Annotated in this window: 20 protein-coding genes; 15 read left to right on the top strand and 5 right to left on the bottom strand. The window is 33.6% G+C overall.

Going from position 1 to position 18,961, the window contains the following annotated elements; genetic code table 11:
- Positions 1-76 precede the first annotated feature (76 nt).
- A complete protein-coding gene (locus KA828_RS01480; RefSeq protein ID WP_053029156.1) occupies positions 77-991 on the bottom strand; it encodes a COX15/CtaA family protein in 915 nt (304 codons plus the stop codon).
- A 235-nt stretch (positions 992-1,226) separates the two neighbouring features.
- On the opposite strand from KA828_RS01480, the gene cyoE reads away from it, so the two are divergent.
- From cyoE to KA828_RS01460, 4 genes are all read left to right on the top strand, one after another.
- Entirely contained in the window at positions 1,227-2,138 is a 912-nt protein-coding gene (gene cyoE / locus KA828_RS01475; protein WP_075108502.1) for a heme o synthase, read from the top strand.
- A gap of 29 nt (positions 2,139-2,167) precedes the next feature.
- Positions 2,168-2,629, top strand: coding sequence for a DUF420 domain-containing protein (locus KA828_RS01470; RefSeq protein ID WP_075108501.1), 462 nt, complete (start codon positions 2,168-2,170; stop codon positions 2,627-2,629).
- Positions 2,630-2,922: 293 nt separating this feature from the next.
- Positions 2,923-3,981 (top strand): CAP-associated domain-containing protein, encoded by a 1,059-nt coding sequence (locus KA828_RS01465; RefSeq protein WP_075108500.1) that lies wholly within the window; start codon positions 2,923-2,925, stop codon positions 3,979-3,981.
- Positions 3,982-4,006: 25 nt separating this feature from the next.
- The gene (locus KA828_RS01460) at positions 4,007-4,441 is read left to right on the top strand and encodes a YlbF/YmcA family competence regulator (protein ID WP_075108499.1); all 435 of its coding nucleotides are present in this window, start codon (positions 4,007-4,009) and stop codon (positions 4,439-4,441) included.
- A 353-nt stretch (positions 4,442-4,794) separates the two neighbouring features.
- On the opposite strand, the gene KA828_RS01455 is transcribed toward KA828_RS01460, so the two are convergent.
- On the bottom strand, positions 4,795-5,724 hold the full coding sequence (locus tag KA828_RS01455) for a glycerophosphodiester phosphodiesterase family protein (RefSeq protein WP_210125264.1): 930 nt from the start codon (positions 5,722-5,724) through the stop codon (positions 4,795-4,797).
- 166 nt (positions 5,725-5,890) lie between these two features.
- On the opposite strand from KA828_RS01455, the gene KA828_RS01450 reads away from it, so the two are divergent.
- Positions 5,891-6,142: a DUF2129 domain-containing protein gene (locus KA828_RS01450; protein ID WP_070855416.1), complete on the top strand. Its 252-nt coding sequence runs from the start codon at positions 5,891-5,893 to the stop codon at positions 6,140-6,142.
- Between the two features lie 98 nt (positions 6,143-6,240).
- Here KA828_RS01450 and KA828_RS01445 read toward each other — a convergent pair whose 3' ends face one another.
- On the bottom strand, positions 6,241-6,630 hold the full coding sequence (locus tag KA828_RS01445; protein WP_070855418.1) for a DUF7147 family protein: 390 nt from the start codon (positions 6,628-6,630) through the stop codon (positions 6,241-6,243).
- 70 nt (positions 6,631-6,700) lie between these two features.
- On the opposite strand from KA828_RS01445, the gene rsmD reads away from it, so the two are divergent.
- Together rsmD and coaD are read left to right on the top strand one after the other, a co-directional pair.
- The gene (gene rsmD / locus KA828_RS01440) at positions 6,701-7,252 is read left to right on the top strand and encodes a 16S rRNA (guanine(966)-N(2))-methyltransferase RsmD (RefSeq protein WP_053029164.1); all 552 of its coding nucleotides are present in this window, start codon (positions 6,701-6,703) and stop codon (positions 7,250-7,252) included.
- Positions 7,245-7,730: a pantetheine-phosphate adenylyltransferase gene (coaD, locus tag KA828_RS01435; RefSeq protein ID WP_016930718.1), complete on the top strand. Its 486-nt coding sequence runs from the start codon at positions 7,245-7,247 to the stop codon at positions 7,728-7,730. The genes rsmD and coaD overlap by 8 nt, the downstream gene beginning before the upstream one ends.
- Positions 7,731-8,101: 371 nt before the next feature.
- On the opposite strand, the gene KA828_RS01430 is transcribed toward coaD, so the two are convergent.
- Positions 8,102-9,247, bottom strand: a complete 1,146-nt coding sequence (locus tag KA828_RS01430; RefSeq protein WP_210125263.1) for a nucleotidyltransferase — start codon at positions 9,245-9,247, stop codon at positions 8,102-8,104.
- A 126-nt stretch (positions 9,248-9,373) separates the two neighbouring features.
- Between KA828_RS01430 and KA828_RS01425 the strand changes: the two genes are divergently transcribed.
- The 5 genes from KA828_RS01425 (at position 9,374) to pheT (ending at position 14,954) form a co-directional block, all read left to right on the top strand.
- Complete coding sequence (locus KA828_RS01425) at positions 9,374-9,928, top strand: YceD family protein (RefSeq protein WP_053029167.1); 555 nt, start codon at positions 9,374-9,376, stop codon at positions 9,926-9,928.
- Between the two features lie 82 nt (positions 9,929-10,010).
- On the top strand, positions 10,011-10,184 hold the full coding sequence (gene rpmF / locus KA828_RS01420; RefSeq protein WP_001830121.1) for a 50S ribosomal protein L32: 174 nt from the start codon (positions 10,011-10,013) through the stop codon (positions 10,182-10,184).
- A gap of 204 nt (positions 10,185-10,388) precedes the next feature.
- Complete coding sequence (locus KA828_RS01415; protein ID WP_075109216.1) at positions 10,389-11,129, top strand: TrmH family RNA methyltransferase; 741 nt, start codon at positions 10,389-10,391, stop codon at positions 11,127-11,129.
- A gap of 364 nt (positions 11,130-11,493) precedes the next feature.
- A complete protein-coding gene (gene pheS / locus KA828_RS01410; protein WP_016930714.1) occupies positions 11,494-12,552 on the top strand; it encodes a phenylalanine--tRNA ligase subunit alpha in 1,059 nt (352 codons plus the stop codon).
- Entirely contained in the window at positions 12,552-14,954 is a 2,403-nt protein-coding gene (pheT, locus tag KA828_RS01405) for a phenylalanine--tRNA ligase subunit beta (protein ID WP_210125262.1), read from the top strand. Before pheS ends, pheT begins: the two co-directional genes overlap by 1 nt.
- Before the next feature lie 219 nt (positions 14,955-15,173).
- Here pheT and rnhC read toward each other — a convergent pair whose 3' ends face one another.
- On the bottom strand, positions 15,174-16,106 hold the full coding sequence (gene rnhC, locus KA828_RS01400; RefSeq protein ID WP_210125261.1) for a ribonuclease HIII: 933 nt from the start codon (positions 16,104-16,106) through the stop codon (positions 15,174-15,176).
- Between the two features lie 277 nt (positions 16,107-16,383).
- Here rnhC and zapA point away from each other — a divergent pair, with 277 nt between their 5' ends.
- The 3 genes from zapA (at position 16,384) to polX (ending at position 18,959) form a co-directional block, all read left to right on the top strand.
- A complete protein-coding gene (gene zapA / locus KA828_RS01395) occupies positions 16,384-16,650 on the top strand; it encodes a cell division protein ZapA (RefSeq protein ID WP_210125260.1) in 267 nt (88 codons plus the stop codon).
- Entirely contained in the window at positions 16,651-17,172 is a 522-nt protein-coding gene (locus KA828_RS01390; protein ID WP_210125259.1) for a CvpA family protein, read from the top strand.
- Positions 17,173-17,246: 74 nt separating this feature from the next.
- Entirely contained in the window at positions 17,247-18,959 is a 1,713-nt protein-coding gene (gene polX / locus KA828_RS01385; RefSeq protein WP_075109220.1) for a DNA polymerase/3'-5' exonuclease PolX, read from the top strand.
- The last annotated feature ends 2 nt before the right edge of the window (positions 18,960-18,961 follow it).

Genomic DNA, 18,961 nt, shown 5'->3' with positions numbered 1-18,961 from the left:
CCGATTTGACGAAGAGCCTAAATAAAAAAAGGAGATGTGATAACACGGTTCACATCTCCTTTTTTAATATGATAGGTTATTTGTTATTTTCACTTCTAATGGTACGTAGCATTAACATAATGAAGTAGGCAATCATACCAAATAATAGTGTGATAAATAATGCATGTAAAAGGGCAATGAATAAATTTACGTTCGTCATTACAGATAACGCACCAGTAATGACTTGTAATATGATGAGAATAAACGCAGTCGTATATCCATATCGTATCGTTCTATTCTCAGAATAATTCTTAACTGCGTGAATAAATGTAATCATAATCCATATAAATGTAATAAATGCCATACCACGATGCGCAAATTGAACCCAATCTTGTTCAGTATGTGGAATAATATCATGGAAAGGTAACGGCCAACCACCATAAGCTAAACTTGCCTTTGCATGTCTAACTAACGCACCAGTATAAATGGTTACATACACAATGCCTGTCATGATCCATGTTAATCTTCTTAAAGGCTTTCTGATATATAATTCATCGGCTTCATATTTCTTATCAACTTCAAATATGATCAGCATTAGAACGAATACTGAAGAGAAACTAATCAAAGATATGCCGAAATGCAGCGCTAATACATATGAATTTTGTTGCCAAATAACAGCTGCTGCACCAATTAATGCTTGAACAAGTAAAAATGCGATACTAATAATAGCTAATGGTTTTACTTCTTTAATATAGCCGATATGTTTCCATGCAGTAATAGCTAACCACAGTACAACAATTAATGAGATACCTGAGACAGCGCGATGACTTAATTCAATAATAGTGTCTATTGGTAAATTGTCAGGGAGTAATGCACCGTGACATAAAGGCCAAGATGATCCACATCCATCTTCTGAGCCAGTCTTAGTAACTAATGCACCACCAAGTTGTACAAATGCCATTATGATAGTTGCTAATACAGATAACCATTTAAGGTTTCGTTTATTAAACAATGTTATACACCCCATCATTAATTAAGTGCATCTTCTAAATACAATTGATTACGCTTAATTAATGTCTATTTTATTGAAATTATATTATTAAAATAATTATACAACAATAAGAACTAACAAAAAATTAGTGTAGTAGAATGTCGCTAAAGTGTCACAATTAAATTTGATATAAACTAGTCAATTTTTAGTAATTACTATATCATAGTATTATATGGAAAATTTAAGGAGGGGGATCATGAGCAAAGAGCAAACTTTGTCACAACCATCGAGCCGTGTATCATTTAAAGAGTTACAACAGATTATTAAGATGGGATTGGTCCAAGGTAACTTAATTCCTGCATTTGCAGGCGCTTGGTTAGCAGTTGTGATGACCAATCATTCCTTCCTATCGTCAATACCTCAAATTCTATTAATGTTGATTGGTTCAACATTAATTATGGGTGGTGCTTGTGCATTAAACAATTATTATGATCAGGATATTGATCGTATAATGCCAAGTAAACAAAATAGACCAACAGTTAATGATAGAATTTCAGATAAAAATTTATTATTTTTAAGTTTTGGTATGATGTTAGTAGGAGAAGCTTGTTTATTCTTATTAAATGTACCATCAGGCGTACTAGGACTTATCGGCATCGTAGGTTATGTGTCTTATTATTCAATTTGGTCTAAAAGACATACAACTTGGAATACAGTAGTAGGAAGTTTTCCAGGTGCAGTACCACCATTAATTGGATGGGTTGCAATTGATGGAAATATAAGTCTCGTTGCAATTGCATTATTTTTAGTTGTTTTTTGTTGGCAACCAATTCACTTTTATGCTTTAGCAATTAAACGAAGTGATGAATATGCATTAGCTAATATTCCTATGTTACCATCTGTTAAAGGATTCAAACGTACTAGAATAAGTATGTTTATATGGTTAATATTTTTACTTCCATTACCATTCCTATTATCAAGTCTTGGAACAACATTTGTAGTATTAGGAACATTGCTCAATTTAGGTTGGCTTTATATAGGTTTAACGTCATTTAAGAGAAATACAGATCAAACTAAATGGGCAACAAAAATGTTTATATACTCTCTAAATTATTTAGTAGTATTTTTCGTTTTAGTTGTTGTTATCTCACTTATAAAAATGATTTAAAATATACAAATTAAATAAGGATGAAACATATGAATTTACCAATTCTACCAACGATTAGTACAAGTTGTATTGTGATAAGTGCTATTTTTGTTGCCATTGGTTGGTGGCAAATTTGGCATAGAGATATAGATAAGCACAAGAAAACAATGTTATGGGCAGCAATTTTTGCATTAACTTTCTTTATTATCTATGCATCAAGAACGGTATTTATAGGTAATACAGATTTTGGGGGACCAGATTCAGTTAGAACGTATTATAAAATATTTTTAATATTCCACATTAATTTAGCTACAATTGGTGGCGTTCTTGGGTTAGTTCAAATCATTACAGCATTCAAAGATAAGTTTAATTGGCATAGAAAAGCAGGACCAATTGCATCAATTATTTGGTTCTTTACAGCGATTACTGGTGTAGCGGTTTACTTACTACTGTATGTATTTTACCCAGGTGGAGAAACAACGTCATTGATTAAAGCTACATTAGGCCTATAATCAATTTATATCATTATAAGCAGACAACATAATTTGTGGTAACTACCTAGCAATGTCGTAGCAGTATACTGTAAGAGAAAGCACTATAAAGTAGCGCTTCTTTATACTGGACATACTTGCGGGAGTGGGGCAATGAATTCAAAAAGAATTCTACCCTACTCCCTTTTTTAATATGAGAATGTTAATAACAAAAAGAAAACGGGGTATGCCACAAGTCATCTTAAGTAGGATATCTTGATTAGTAAATTAGTTATTTTGTACAATAGATATAATTCAAAATAGGTGGGTGAAAGATGGCAAAATTAGTTATTAAAGTTTTAGGTGTAATATTTTTAGTTTTATTTCTTATTTATTTATTTTACTCACCGAGACTTAAATTTGATGTATTAGAGAACCCAAATAAAACCGTGTCAACCAATCATTCAGATCAAACACCTAAGACGCATAATACCACTGAAAATCCTGCACCTAAGGAAGGGGTAGGTACATGGATTGGTAAAGATATAGATACGCTAACTGATAAATTTGGCCAAGCAAGTCGTACATATCCGTTTAGAGGCCATTATATGAATTATGTCTTTAAAAAAGATAAGCAATATTATATCGTTTCAACTAAAGAACATAAAATAAAGTCAGTTTATGCTACAGGTAATAAAGCAAATGTTGCACCTTTAAAGATTAACGAGAGTGCGTCACGTATCTTTGAAAATACAAGTATTAATCCCGACCCTTCCATTAAAGTGGATGATCAACGTTATAATTTTGAACTATCTGATGAAGATATCAAGACACAAACGTTAATAAAATATGGGAATGTGTATGCACAGGTGTATGTCGATCAACAATCTAATCAAATTATGGGCATTCGCTTTCTAGATAAAGAGACACTAGCATTTCTTAAACCGTATCCTTTAGCTAATGAGACTGAAGAAGATGATAAAGGAGATAATTTTAATAATGCTCAGAAAGATAAACTGCCTTATGAACAAAACCCGAACCAATTAATGACGCTATACGAAATTACTAATGAGATGAGAGAGTTAAAAAACATTAAACCGTTAAAAGTTAACTCAGATATTGCTCATATTGCATCGGTAAATTTATACGAAGCAACGGGTTCTAATGATGTTGAGTTTACAGAGGATGCGTTAAAAAGCCAACTAAGTAATGAGAATATTTCATTTACTACGACAAGTCAAAATGTTGGGTATGATTTTGATGATGTACCAACATTAATTCATAGTTGGATGAATTCTGATATGCACCGTTCTAGAATGCTAAATACTAAATATGAAGAAATGGGTGGAGAAGTCATGAAAGATTACTATTCACTTATTTTCTTAGAAAAATAATCTAATTTAGAAAGGAGACTATGCATTGTATACAGAAGAAACAATGTCAATCCTTGATGACATCGAAGGCCTTTCGGATATGATTGTTCAATCAGAACTGTATCATGATTTTCGGGAAGCTCAAGAGAGATTAAATCAAGATGATGAAGCCCATCTCATGTACCAAGCCTTCTTGAAATCTAAGGTTGCTTATGATGAGGTAATGCGGTTTGGAAAATATCACCCCGATTATCAAAAAGTCATGTTAGAAACAAGACGACGTAAAAGAGCTTATGAAATGTTGCCTGTGGTTATGGATTATAAATCTAAAGAAGTATCACTACAGAATTTAATAGATGAAGTAGTAAGCAAGATTGCGCTGTCAGTTTCGCAAAATGTAAAAATAGAAGCGGGAAATCCATTCTTTAAGACTGGTCATGATGGTTGTGCAACGGGTGGCACATGCAATTGTAGTTTGTAATAAAAGATGAGGCTGGGACATAAATAATATAAATATGCTATTTTGCAATTTCGCAGTAGCTGACTGAACCGAGAAGACGCTTAAATCAAGCTTTTCTCAGTTCTAGTCATCCTTGCGGGCGGGGCCCCAACACAAAAAATCACGAAAGTGATTTTACAAGCTAAGCAAGTTGGGGTGGGGCCCCAACAAAGAGAATTTCACTAAGAAATTCTACAAGCAAAGCAAGTTGGGAGTCGGGGCCCCAACAAAGAGAATTTCACTAAGAAATTCTACAAGCAAAGCAAACTGGGAGTGGACGACGAATCTAAAAAGAATTCTGTCCCACTCCCAGTTTTACATTATCTTAAAGTATTTTATTTATTGCTTTGAAGGCTTGCTTTAAATTGTTGTCCTAAATCAGGACGGTCAGTCACTAATGTGTGAACTCCTTTACGATATAAATCAACCATTAAGTCAGTACTATTGATGCCGTAAAAACCAGGCACAATATTTAAAACGTTTAACCATTGAATGAAACGTTTAGAAGTTAAGGGAATGCCTTTAAATTGAATAGGCATTTGAAATGTATCAGCAACAGGTTGATATGTGTTACCCAATCCAGTGTTAAACTTAATAAAGCCTTCTGCTACTTCTTTTTGACTCGCACCAATCGCTACTTGGCCATTGCTTATCTTTCTAAAACGATCATTTTGTTCTTTATAAAAACTAGTTACAAGTACGCGATCTTGTGCGTGGTTATTAATGATATCTTCATACATTTTTGTAGGTGCAACGGTGCCTTCATAGCTATCAGGTGCGTCTTTTAAATCAACATTGATATACATGTTGGGATACATTTTTAACAGCTCATCAAAAGTTAAAATTTTAGCTTCATTGTGACCACGATATGGGAATAGACCATTTATATCTTTGAAATGATAACCAGCATCTAAGCGTTTCAATTCTGCAACACTATGGTCGCTCACTTTGCCAGAGCCATTTGTAGTACGATCTACAGTTGCATCATGGAAGACGATTAATTTTTCATCTTTAGTCAGTCGAACATCCGTTTCAAAACCATCTAAGTTGTATGCAACGGCGTTATCAAATGCTAATTGAGTTTGTTCAGGTCTGACCGCCATGCCACCTCTATGAGCAAAGATATATGGTGCTTGACCACTAAAGAACTTAGGTATTTCCTTCGTATGTTCTGTTTTATTGCTTTTATTTATAAAAAATAAGCTACCTAAAAAACTAACACTCGCTAAACTTAAATTGAGCGCCCATCTTTTTTTATTCGTCATTTATAACGCCTCCTCGTAATTATTGAATTAAGCGTACCAAACTTTGCACTAACGCAAAAGTAAATAGATATTTAATCAACAGGTATGCAAGATATCGTTTTAAGGATTTTATAAAATAAATAGACATGGTATAGTTATTATGCATAATAAATGGAGTGTGTATAGTATGGAATTGATTCCTAGAGTGAGTTTGATTATCTATTTAAAACATATTAAGCATGAACGTCAAATTAGAAAGTATGGTCATATCATTTATACAAATAAACAACGTAAATATGTAGTGTTGTATGTTAATGAGAACGACGCAGACGCAATTGTTCATAAATTAATGAAACTTAAGTATGTTGTTGATATAGATGGATCACCTTATAAATATTTGAAAAAAACATACGAGAAAGAAAAGCATGAAATGTTATAAATCGTTATTTAAATTATTATTCTAAATCGCGACGATTACAATCATCGGATGTCTTATTTTAGTGGTTCTCTGACTACATAATGACATAGCTAACGCCTTTACTGCATAGGTGGAATCCAATTTTGTAGTCGTAAGACACTAATTAAATATTTAAAATATTGGTCCAAAGTGTGGAACGCTTCTGGTGGTTGTACATCTACGCCCAATATAGGGATATTATATTGATTTGCTTGATTATTTATGAGTTCAAATTTTTTATTACTGTTAGGATATGGATATTTAAGTGCATTAAGCATGATGTACATTGCTTGAAAATGATTGCCTGAAGTAGGGTTCATAATCAACGCTACTGATGAAAGTTGTTTTGAAGATTGTGGTGTATGAAAATATACTATTTTATTGATTCGAAGATGATTGTATTCGATTAATGTATTAAATTCAAATAGGTCTGTTAATCCTTCACCTAAAACAATAAATGACTGTTTCATAATATAATCTTTCTCCTTTTTTACAACAAATTATAATAAATAACCTTGAGAAATGGAAGTGTAAGTCAAGATGAGAGTTATTGCTGGTAAACATAAAAGTAAAGCGCTAGAAAGTTTAGAAGGTCGTAATACGCGTCCAACTATGGATAAAGTAAAAGAAGGGATTTTTAATAGTTTACAAGACGTACACGGTTTGGGATTAGACCTGTTCGCCGGAAGTGGCGCATTAGGTATCGAAGCATTATCTCGTGGTATGGAGAAGGTCATTTTTGTCGATCAAAATTTTAAAGCTGTAAAAGTAATCCAAGCAAATTTAAAGCAATTAGATTTGCGTGAACAATCGGAAGTTTATAAAAACAATGCGGATCGAGCATTAAAAGCTTTAAATAAACGAGACATTCAATTTGACTATATCTTCCTTGACCCACCATACAATAAAGGATTAATTGATAAAGCTTTGGAGCAGATTGCAGAGTTTAATTTATTAAAAGAAAATGGTATCATCATTTGTGAGTTTAGCAACCATGAACAAATCAACACAAATGGATTCAAAGTGATTAAACAATATCACTATGGTCTTACTGATACTTTGTTATTAGAAAAAGGAGAGCAAAATGGCTAAAACGAAAGCAGTCATTCCAGGTAGTTTTGATCCTATTACATATGGACACATTGATATTATCGAGCGTAGTGCAGGGCGCTTTGATGAATTGCATATTTGTGTGCTAAAGAATAGTAATAAAACTGGAACGTTTAATATTGATGAGCGAATGGCATTAATAGAAGAATCTGTTAAACACTTATCTAATGTTCAAGTACATAATTATAACGGCTTGTTAGTAGATTTTTGTGATAAAATCGGTGCTCAAACAATCATTAGAGGATTAAGAGCAGTTAGTGATTTTGAGTACGAATTACGTTTAACATCAATGAATAAGAAATTAAATAGTAATGTAGAGACGATGTATATGATGACAAGTACGAACTACTCTTTTATAAGTTCAAGCGTTGTAAAAGAAGTGGCGCAATATAAAGCTGATATTTCAGATTTTGTACCACCTAATGTAGAGAAAGCTTTGAAAGAAAAGTTTAAAAAATAATATTAAAGATTAAAGCAATCTTAATCACATTAGAAACTTAAACTTAGTGCTTGGATAAGTTGCAAGAGTCTAGGAAATAATTCCTTGAGAATAGATTAGGACATAAATAATATAATGATGCTATTTTGCAAATTTGCAGTAGTTGAATGAACTGATAAGGCGCTTGAATCAAGCTTTTTTAGTTCTAGTCAACCTTGCGGGCGGGGCCCCAACACAAAAAATCACGAAAGTGATTTTACAAGCAAAGCAAGTTGGGGGTCGGGGCCTCAACAAAGAGAATTTCATGAAGAAATTCTACAAGCAAAGCAAATTTGGGGTGGGACGTCGAATTTTACAAGTATTCTGTCCCAATCCCTTCTTAAAACATTCTCTTACATACTACTTTTGTTAATAATCACTGGGGTATTAAAATCATTAGCTATTTGACCGGATAGTAAATTATAAATTTGTGTCGCTTTAATTTCATTTTCAAATAAAGTGGCTGTCTTCTTATTTATATTTGTCACATAAGAACGATTTGGGAATTTCTTTTTTAAATACTTTAAATATTGTTGCCCTTGAGGTGTCATACCTAAAATACGTACGCCCTCAATATCCTCTTTGAACGCATCTTTCTTTATGTTCAACAATAATTGCATCAATACACGTTGAATATGCGTATATGTGAAACGCTTGGTCTTAACTAATGACATCAATGTGTCAAAATCCGGTGCACTTTGAATATTTGCTTTAAGTCGGTGTTCAAAGCCTTCGGACATTGTATAAATTTGTGACAATTCTGTAGAAGAACGACTCAAAATATTATATTTAATAAAATTAAATGTCTGTTGCTTTAATAGGTGTGGTTTCTCATATAGGCAAGTTATATTGGATGGTACAACATCCTTCCAAATATTATCGTTATTTATTAAGGCTCGTCTTATAGCTGAGCCACTTGCAAATGTGTCATGTTTAATGTCTTGATCATGATGCGTTGCAGATTGGCGTTGAATAGCAATTTTAGTAATCGTCGGATCAATGGTATTGATTGCCTTTATGTATGCGACACCTAGTATATTATTCGGTGAGCGTAAGACATCGGGGTCCTCAACCAAGTCATCAATAATTTTGGCATAATGATTGCCTTGCTTAATTAAATCTTGAAAAAGTGATGACTGTTCAAGTGCGTTGATGTTTGCTGCTACCTTTTCAAGGCGTGCAAGATCATCAATTTCACTGCCAAATGCTATCGTATCAATATCTAAATAGTGAGCGACTTTAATTGCAAATGTTGCAAAATAATCACTAGATGATAGGCTGGCAATGGTTGGGAGTTCAACGACTAAATCTACACCTGATAAAGCCATCTTAGTACGTAAAAATTTGTTGTAGATTGCAGGTTCGCCACGCATAACGAAATTGCCGCTCATGATTGCAATAGCGATTTCAGCATTAGCCTGTAACTTAGATTGTTGGGCATGATATAAGTGACCGTTATGGAATGGATTATATTCAGAAATCAGTCCAACACTTTTCATTTGCAATTCATCCTCTCAGTATTCATTATTAGTATTGTAACAGAAGAAAGTATGTTAAGAAAAAATCTTGACAACTTATACTTGTAAAGTTAAAATAAATTTTGTGTTTGTTAGAGGTGAAGCCATATGAAATGGTCAATAACGCAATTAAGAAAATATCAAGATAAACCATTTGAATTTAATCAAACGGCGAATTTTGAACATTTAATAGAACCCTTAGGCTTGATTGATTTATCAGAAATCAATGTTGAAGGTGAATTAACTGTTAAATCAAATGAAGTTATTGCAGATATGCATTTAACTGGAACGTATACAATGCCTTGTGCACGTACGCTTGTACCTGTAGAAGTTCCTTTAGACGTGCGTACATCTGAAATATTTGATTTAGAAGGTTATGATAGTTATACCGATGAAGAAGTTGAAGAAGATGAACATTATCATCTAGCGACTGATGGTATGATTAACATTCGAAACATTGCTGAAGAGTTGGTTATCATTGAGAAACCGATGAGAGCATATTCTGAGAATAGCGATCAAATGCTTACAGAAGGTAATGGTTGGGAAGTTATTGACGAAGATCAAATGATCGAACTTGAAAAAGAAAAAGACAATAATGATTCCCAAACGCAACAAGTTGATCCTAGGCTTCAAAAATTACAACAATTATACGATAAAGAGTAATAGCAGGTTGTTTTAAATTATTGTATAATGATTTAATGACCTAACACTTAAGATATGTGTTTAATATTAAGGAGGATATATCATGGCAGTACCAAAAAGAAGAACGTCTAAAACTAGAAAAAACAAACGTCGTACTCACTTCAAAATTTCAGTACCTGGTATGACTGAATGCCCAAACTGTGGCGAATACAAATTATCTCACCGCGTATGTAAAAACTGTGGTTCTTACAATGGTGAAGAAGTCGTTTCTAAATAATCGACGTATGAATTTGAAGGAAGCATGAACAATTTTAATTTGTTCATTGCTTCCTTTTTTTATCGATAATTAAAGCGTTAAATGCAATGTGCTTTAAAATGTAATGAATTTACGCATTATAATAAAGGCTTCATTATAATCAATTTGATTATGTTAATATAAATGTGTAAACAAAACAATCTAGCTACAATAATGGAGATAATTATGGAACAAATTACGTCAGTTCAAAATAATAAAATAAAAAATGCGAATAAATTAAAGAAAAAAAGAGATCGTGATAAAACAGGACATGCACTCATTGAAGGCATTCATCTTATTGACGAAGCATACCAAAGTGGCATCGTGATTAAACAATTATTTGTGATTGAACCAAATAGAACAGATGAGGCACTTATAGATTACGCGGAAGAAACGTATGAAATTAATATGAAAGTGGCTGAATCACTATCCGGTACGATTACACCGCAAGGATTTTTCGCTGTAATTGAAAAGCCAGAATATGACATTAACCAAGCCAAACAAGTATTGTTAATTGATAGAATTCAAGATCCAGGGAATCTAGGGACTTTGATTCGAACATCTGATGCAGCAGGCATTGATTTAATTGTTATGGAAAAGGGGACGGCTGACCCTTATCAAGATAAAGTTTTACGCGCAAGTCAAGGCAGTGTCTTCCATATCCCAGTAATTACTACAGATTTGAAGACGTTTATAACTGACTTTAATGGGCCTGTGTATGGTACGGCACTTGAAAATGCGCAACCTTATAAAGAAGTAGCTTCTCAAGATACGTTTGCTTTATTACTAGGTAATGAAGGCGAAGGCGTTAACAAAGCATTGTTAAATGAAACTACACAAAATTTAACAATCCCGATTTATGGTAAAGCGGAAAGTTTGAATGTAGCCATCGCAGGTAGTATATTACTTTATCATTTGAAAGGTTGACCCTGAGAATTAAAATCGGCTATACTTAGAGATACACAACGAATAATGTAAATTGGTAAATCAATGCATAAAAATTTAAAATATAACCGATAAAAAGACTTTAACTAATAGAACGTGTTGTACAGGGAGAGTGAACGTGACTGTAATTCACTCCAACACGAATTAGTTTCTTTCATCTTTTTGGTTACTTAAAGAAATTTAAGTCGGAGTATGTCTTCGTTAACAACGTTTGCAAGTGTATGCGTAAGCATAAATTTGGGTGGTACCACGGAAAGACTTTCGTCCCAGTTATTGGGATGGAAGTCTTTTTTTATGAATAAAATAGTAAAACACAAAGTGAACATAAAATGAGAGGTGTAAGTCAATGACACAAAACGATTCTATGGCTGATTTAAAACAACAAGCACTTGTTGATATTAATGAAGCTCAAAATGAACGCGAATTACAAGATGTAAAAGTTAAATATTTAGGTAAAAAAGGCTCAGTAAGTGGCTTGATGAAAAATATGAAAGATTTACCGAATGAAGAAAAGCCAGCATATGGGCAAAAAGTGAATGAATTACGTCAAACCATTCAAACTGAATTAGACGAAAAACAAACACTTCTAAAAAATGAAAAACTAAATCAACAATTAGCAGAAGAGACCATTGATGTGACCTTGCCAAGTCGTCAAATCAGTATTGGCTCTAAACATCCTTTAACACGTACAGTAGAAGAAATTGAAGATTTATTCTTAGGATTAGGTTATGAAATTGTTGATGGTTATGAAGTAGAACAAGATTATTATAACTTTGAAGCATTAAATTTACCTAAATCTCATCCAGCACGTGATATGCAAGATAGTTTCTACATCACTGATGAAATCTTGATGCGCACACATACATCTCCTGTACAAGCACGTACAATGGAAAAACGTAATGGACAAGGACCAGTTAAAATTATTTGTCCTGGTAAAGTTTACCGTCGTGATTCAGATGATGCGACACACAGTCATCAATTTACTCAAATTGAAGGATTAGTAGTTGATAAAAATATCAAAATGAGTGACTTGAAAGGAACATTAGAATTAGTAGCGAAAAAATTATTTGGTGCAGACCGTGAAATTCGATTACGTCCTAGCTACTTCCCATTCACTGAACCTTCTGTTGAAGTGGATGTATCATGTTTCAAATGTAAAGGTAAAGGCTGTAACGTATGTAAACATACAGGATGGATTGAAATTTTAGGTGCGGGTATGGTACATCCAAATGTACTTGAAATGGCCGGTTTCGATTCAAATGAATATTCTGGTTTCGCATTTGGTATGGGGCCTGATCGAATCGCTATGTTGAAATACGGCATTGAAGATATTCGTCATTTCTATACAAATGATGTTCGATTCCTTGAGCAATTTAAAGCTGTTGAAGATAGAGGTGAAGCATAATGTTGATTTCAAATGAATGGTTAAAAGATTACGTTAACGCAAATGTTTCGGTTGAAGATTTAGCTGAGCGTATTACCCGTACAGGGATTGAAGTGGATGACATTATTGATTATACAAAAGGTATTAAAAATTTAGTGGTTGGTTATGTTCAATCAAAAGAAAAACATCCCGATGCAGATAAATTAAACATTTGCCAAGTAGACATTGGTGAAGAAGAAGCGGTTCAAATCGTATGTGGTGCACCGAATGTAGATGCCGGTCAACATGTTATTGTAGCGAAAGTGGGTGGTCGCTTACCAGGAGGCATTAAAATTAAGCGCGCTAAATTACGTGGTGAACGTTCTGAAGGTATGATTTGTTCATTACAAGAGATTGGTATTTCAAGCAATGTAGTACCTAAAGCATATGAGAATGGAATTTTTGTTTTTCCTAATGAAGTTGAACCAGGTACAGATGCTTTAACTGCGTTATATTTAAATGACCAAGTAATGGAATTTGATTTAACACCAAACCGTGCTGATGCATTAAGTATGGTTGGTACAGCTTACGAAGTGGCAGCGTTATATCAAACTGAAATGACGAAACCGTCAACTGAAAGTAATGAAATTGCAACTTCTGCTTTAGATGAATTATCAGTTACAATTGATAACCCTGAAAAGGTGCCATATTATAGTGCGCGTGTTGTTAAGAATGTAACCATCGCACCATCTCCAATATGGATGCAAGCACGTTTAATTAAAGCAGGTATTCGTCCAATTAATAACGTTGTTGATATTTCAAACTATGTATTATTAGAATATGGCCAACCATTACACATGTTCGACCAAGACCATATCGGTTCTCAAGACATTATCGTACGCCAAGCTAAAGATAATGAAGAAATGACAACATTAGATAATACTGAACGCACATTAGTGGACACTGATATCGTTATTTCGAATGGGCAAGAACCTATCGCATTAGCTGGTGTAATGGGTGGAGACTTCTCAGAGGTAACAGACCAAACGACCAATGTAGTGATTGAAGGCGCAATATTCGATCCAGTTTCAATTCGTCATACTTCACGCCGTTTAAATTTACGTAGTGAAGCTTCTAGTCGCTTCGAGAAAGGTATTGCAACAGAATTTGTCGATGAAGCGGTCGACAGAGCATGTTACTTATTACAAGAATATGCTTCTGGTGAAGTACTACAAGACAGAGTATCAGCAGGTGACTTAGGTTCATTTGTGACACCAATTGATATTACAGCTGATAAAGTGAATCAAACGATTGGTTTTGATTTATCAAGTGATGAAATTAAAGCAATCTTTGAACAATTAGGATTTGATACGCAACAAAATGATGATACATTAACGGTTAATGTGCCGTCACGTCGTAAAGATATTTCAATTAAAGAAGACTTAATTGAAGAAGTTGCACGTATTTACGGTTACGATGAAATCCCTTCATCATTACCGATTTTCGGAGAAGTTACAAGTGGAGAATTAACAGATCGTCAACATAAAACTCGTACAGTTAAAGAAACACTTGAAGGTGCTGGATTAAACCAAGCCATCACATATTCATTAGTGTCTAAAGAACATGCGAAAGACTTTGCATTACAAGAACGTCCAACTATCAGTTTATTAATGCCGATGAGTGAAGCACACGCAACGTTACGTCAAAGTTTATTACCGCATTTAATTGAAGCAACTGCATATAATGTCGCACGTAAAAATAAAGATGTGAGATTATATGAAATTGGTCGTGTTTTCTTTGGCAATGGTGAAGGAGAACTTCCAGATGAGATTGAATATCTAAGTGGTATTTTAACGGGAGAATATGTTGTTAATGCTTGGCAAGGTAAAAAAGAAGAAATTGATTTCTTTATCGCCAAAGGTGTTGTAGACCGAGTAGCTGAAAAATTAAACTTAGAATTGAGCTATAAAGCAGAAGAAATTAAAGGTTTACACCCAGGGCGCACAGCAATTGTGACGTTAGAAGGCAAAGAAATTGGCTTTATTGGTGAATTGCATCCACAAGTTGCTACAGATAATGATTTAAAACGTACGTATGTGTTCGAATTAAATTATGATGCAATGATGGACGTAGCAGTAGGATACATTAATTACGCGCCAATTCCTAGATTCCCTGGCGTAACACGTGATATTGCGTTAGAAGTCAATCATGAAGTGCCATCTTCAGAATTGAAACAAACCATTCATGATAATGGTGAGGATATCTTACAAAGTACATTAGTATTTGATGTTTATGAAGGTGAACATTTAGAAGAAGGTAAAAAATCAATAGCAATTCGTTTGAATTATCTAGATACTGAAGATACATTAACTGATGAACGAGTATCTAAAGTTCACGATAAGATTTTAGAAGCATTACAAGCACAAGGCGCTACAATTAGATAATCGTAGGAAAGGGAGCGGGACAGAAATTTAAATCAATTCATTGTCCCGCTCCCATCTTGCTTTGCGTGTATGATTTTTAGTGAAATGCTCTTTGCTGGGGCCTCGCTAGAATGATGACTAGGTTTGAAAAAAATGATTTAAGCGCATTTTCAAATCAGTCAGCTACTGTGCATTTTCAAATTAGCTTTATCTTATTAGTTTATCCTAGCTTTTTAATGTTTATTGATACTTTTTAGTCACTAAATGTTGCGCTTTATCACGATTTTTAAAATGTTTCTTAGAAATCGCATCCAGTGTTTCAATCCCATGTTTATCGATGATTTGCGCGGCTATCAAATCTACTTTATTGCTGGCCCCTTTAGGAATTACTTGTTTCATTTTATGTGATATATGATCCATATGTTTAACGAAAGCATATCGAGAAATAATACTCGCAGCTGCAATTGCTAATGATTTAGATTCCCCCTTAGTTTCGAATTTTGTTTTATCTGGATAGGGGAGTGCGCTTAATGCGTAACGTTGGTAAACACCACGTACAGCAAATTGATCAATCACGATGTAGTCTAAGTCATTGCAGTCTATTTTTTGCGTTACATTTTTAATAGCTTCGTTGTGAAGTACAGCTTTCATTTTAACTTGTGACCAACCTATCGCTTGTCTATCGTTATATTTGGGATTATCTAATGTTAATAAAGAATGCGGAATAAATGTGATTAATTGTTCGGCCAGCTCAATTATTTTTTGATCACTTAATTTTTTGGAATCATCCACACCTAGCGTTTTTAAAATTTGAATATGCTCTTTTGAAACATAAGCGGCACATACAGTTAAAGGGCCAAAATAATCGCCACTACCTGCTTCGTCACTACCAATACAATTAAAATGATTATAGGCCAATGTTTGGTCAGAAGATTGTTGAGACGTTGTTGGTTTGGTAGAAGAGGTTGAATGTCCTGGAAGCAACTGTTGTGCGACAGTTTCTGCATTTTTACCTTGAAACATGACTTTACCTGAATTGTATATATTAATTACAGCTTGATTATATTTCGTCCGTGCCTTCATGCCTGGAGGTAATTGTGATGTTTCAAATGTAATGTGTTGTAATAAGTCTTGGATTTCAGATTCTGATAATTTATGAACGACGTTTGCCATACGCTAGTTGACCTCACTTTTCAAAATATAATAAAACATAGATAAGCATAACATATTATGATTACACTTCAGAATAGATAACGTGTGTTAGATGTATTATTTATAACGATTCCGTAATCGCTACTTACTAAACAACATATCCTAATGTATAATTAGTTGTGATATTCTACTTTATAAATTATGTAAGAATTGCATTCAATTGAAGTACGAGACGATGTGGTTATCTACGTGTAACCATTGATAGCTTTAAGAATAAATAATGTCAGGAGTTATTGCTATGGGAGAATTTAAAAATCGAATCAATGTCACGATTAACGATCAGAATTATACCATCATTGGTGAGGACAGCCCGGAGCATATTCGTTATGTAGCACATTTAGTAGATGAAAAATTAAGAGAAATGGGACGTAAATCAACCGGATTGGATACCACTAGAAAATCAATTCTAACTGCAGTAAACATTATGCATGAAAAGGTTAAAATAGAAGAAGAAAATCGTAAATTATTACAAGAAATACAACATTTAAAGCAAAAAGAAGAATAGATGATTATTGATTTAACGATCATTATCATTATTGTATATAGTCTTATCATGGGGTATAGAAGAGAAATATGGTTAAATAGTTTACATTTATTTTCGACGATAGTGTCATTTATCATAGCACATCAATTTTACCAACGTATAAGTCAACAATTAATTGTCTTTTTACCGTTTCCAAAGACGATTGCGTATGATATGGCATATGCATTTCATTTTAATGATTTGCAGCAACGTTTTGATAAAGTGATGGCATTTTTACTCATTGCCTCAATATGTAAGTTGATTTTATATCTTATTATAATTACTTTTGATAATATAGTGACGTATCGAATGATAAATCAAATAAGTAGACGCTTTGGTAGTTTAATTAGTGTAGTCATGGCTGTCGTTATTCTTCAGTTATTCATATATGTGCTAGCATTGTATCCGATTGAGTGGATACAACATAGTTTACAACATGCGTACATAGGGAAACTTATCTTATTTCATACACCATTTTTCTCGTCTTACATTTTAAATTTATAATACAAAACTGATATAAGGTCAGGACAAGGCTACTTTGTTAAATGTCCTGGTCTTCTTTTTATGGAGTGATTGGAATGACAAAAAAAGATGTAATTCAATTATTAGAAAAAATTGCTATCTATATGGAATTAAATGGAGACAATACGTTTAAAGTTTCAGCATATAGAAAAGCGGCGCAAAGTTTAGAAATTGATGAGCGTCCACTTGATGAAATAGAAGATGTCACTGAGTTAAAAGGAATTGGTAAAGGTGTAGGCGATGTGATTAATGAATATCGTAATACTGGTGAATCAAGTTATTTGAAAGAATTGCAACAACTTGTTCCAGAAGGTTTAATACCATTAATGAAGATTCAGGGATTAGGTAGCAAAAAAATAGCTAAGTTATACAAAGAACTGAATATTACTGATAAAGAAAGTCTACAATCAGCTTGTGAAAATGGGAAAGTGAGCGAACTGAGTGGTTTCGCTAAAAAAACCGAACAAAATATACTTGAAGCAGTTAAAGCTTTAGGTGCTAAAAAAGACCGTTACCCAATTGATACAATGCGTGGTTTAAATCGTATCATTATCGATTATTTGGAAACCATAGATGATATTGAGAAATATTCCGAAGCGGGTAGTTTCCGTCGATATAAAGAAATGAGTAAGGATTTAGATTATATTATCAGTACGGAGCATCCAGACAAAGTACAACAACAACTTTTAAATATACCTAATAAAGTTAAAGATGTTGCTGTTGGACAGACCAAAGTATCATTAGAGTTGACGTACGATGATGAAACGATTGGTGTAGATTTCCGACTTATCGAACCAGTTGCGTTTTACCACACATTACAACATTTTACAGGTTCTAAAGATCATAATATTCGCATTAGACAGATGGCCAAAGCGCAAAATGAAAAAGTAAGTGAATATGGCATTGAACAGCAAGATGGGTCATTACTACAGCTAGAGAGCGAAGAAGCGATTTATCAACATTTCGGTAGTGAATGGATAGCACCTGCGCTAAGAGAAGATGGCAGCGAATTTGATAAAGATTTAAGTCAAATGATTACTTTAGATGATATCAATGGAGATATTCATATGCATACCACATATAGTGATGGTGCGTATTCTATCCGAGACATGATTGAGGCAAATATCAAAAAAGGCTATCAATTTATGGTGATTACTGACCATTCACAAAGCTTAAAAGTCGCTAATGGCTTACAAGTAGAACGTTTATTACGACAAAATGAAGAAATCAAAAAACTCAATCAAGCGTATTCAGAAATAGATATATATTCAGGCACAGAAATGGATATTTTGCCTGATGGTTCGTTAGATTATGATGATGAAGTGTTAGCGCAACTTGATTACGTCATTGCAGCCATTCATCAAAGTTTTAACCAATCAGAAGAAGAAATTATGAAACGTTTGGAAAATGCATGTCGAAATCCATATGTTCGACACATTGCACATCCAACAGGACGTATTATTGGTCGACGAGACGGTTACAAACCGAATATCGAAAAATTAATGCAATTAGCAGAAGAAACAAATACGATAATGGAAATTAACGCAAATCCTAAACGCTTGGATTTAAATGCTGAAACAGTAAGGAAATATCCTAACGTCACATTAACAATCAATACAGACGCACATCATGTAGACCATTTAGACTTTATGAAATATGGTGTAGCAACTGCTCAAAAAGGATTTGTAAACAAAGAACGAGTAATAAACACGATGTCTCGTCAAGCATTTAAAGATTTTGTTGAGAATAATAAAAAGTTGAAGAAATAGAG

Origin of the sequence: Staphylococcus sp. GDY8P85P (genome assembly GCF_017892405.1) — a bacterium.
Classification (GTDB): Bacteria; Bacillota; Bacilli; order Staphylococcales; family Staphylococcaceae; genus Staphylococcus; species Staphylococcus borealis.
Note: the sequence above shows the minus strand (reverse complement) of the source record. Positions and strands in the feature narration are given on the sequence as shown.

Bases quoted from the DNA above. Each gene is read 5' to 3' on its own strand.
- KA828_RS01390 (WP_210125259.1), top strand. From the start codon at position 16,651: ATGATTATTGATTTAACGATCATTATCATTATTGTATATAGTCTTATC.
- KA828_RS01455 (WP_210125264.1), bottom strand. From the start codon at position 5,724: ATGACGAATAAAAAAAGATGGGCGCTCAATTTAAGTTTAGCGAGTGTT.
- KA828_RS01445 (WP_070855418.1), bottom strand. From the start codon at position 6,630: ATGAAACAGTCATTTATTGTTTTAGGTGAAGGATTAACAGACCTATTT.
- polX (WP_075109220.1), top strand. From the start codon at position 17,247: ATGACAAAAAAAGATGTAATTCAATTATTAGAAAAAATTGCTATCTAT.
- KA828_RS01470 (WP_075108501.1), top strand. From the start codon at position 2,168: ATGAATTTACCAATTCTACCAACGATTAGTACAAGTTGTATTGTGATA.
- pheT (WP_210125262.1), top strand. From the start codon at position 12,552: ATGTTGATTTCAAATGAATGGTTAAAAGATTACGTTAACGCAAATGTT.
- cyoE (WP_075108502.1), top strand. From the start codon at position 1,227: ATGAGCAAAGAGCAAACTTTGTCACAACCATCGAGCCGTGTATCATTT.
- KA828_RS01430 (WP_210125263.1), bottom strand. From the start codon at position 9,247: ATGAAAAGTGTTGGACTGATTTCTGAATATAATCCATTCCATAACGGT.
- KA828_RS01425 (WP_053029167.1), top strand. From the start codon at position 9,374: ATGAAATGGTCAATAACGCAATTAAGAAAATATCAAGATAAACCATTT.
- KA828_RS01450 (WP_070855416.1), top strand. From the start codon at position 5,891: ATGGAATTGATTCCTAGAGTGAGTTTGATTATCTATTTAAAACATATT.
- rpmF (WP_001830121.1), top strand. From the start codon at position 10,011: ATGGCAGTACCAAAAAGAAGAACGTCTAAAACTAGAAAAAACAAACGT.
- rsmD (WP_053029164.1), top strand. From the start codon at position 6,701: ATGAGAGTTATTGCTGGTAAACATAAAAGTAAAGCGCTAGAAAGTTTA.
- pheS (WP_016930714.1), top strand. From the start codon at position 11,494: ATGACACAAAACGATTCTATGGCTGATTTAAAACAACAAGCACTTGTT.
- KA828_RS01465 (WP_075108500.1), top strand. From the start codon at position 2,923: ATGGCAAAATTAGTTATTAAAGTTTTAGGTGTAATATTTTTAGTTTTA.
- zapA (WP_210125260.1), top strand. From the start codon at position 16,384: ATGGGAGAATTTAAAAATCGAATCAATGTCACGATTAACGATCAGAAT.
- rnhC (WP_210125261.1), bottom strand. From the start codon at position 16,106: ATGGCAAACGTCGTTCATAAATTATCAGAATCTGAAATCCAAGACTTA.
- coaD (WP_016930718.1), top strand. From the start codon at position 7,245: ATGGCTAAAACGAAAGCAGTCATTCCAGGTAGTTTTGATCCTATTACA.
- KA828_RS01415 (WP_075109216.1), top strand. From the start codon at position 10,389: ATGGAACAAATTACGTCAGTTCAAAATAATAAAATAAAAAATGCGAAT.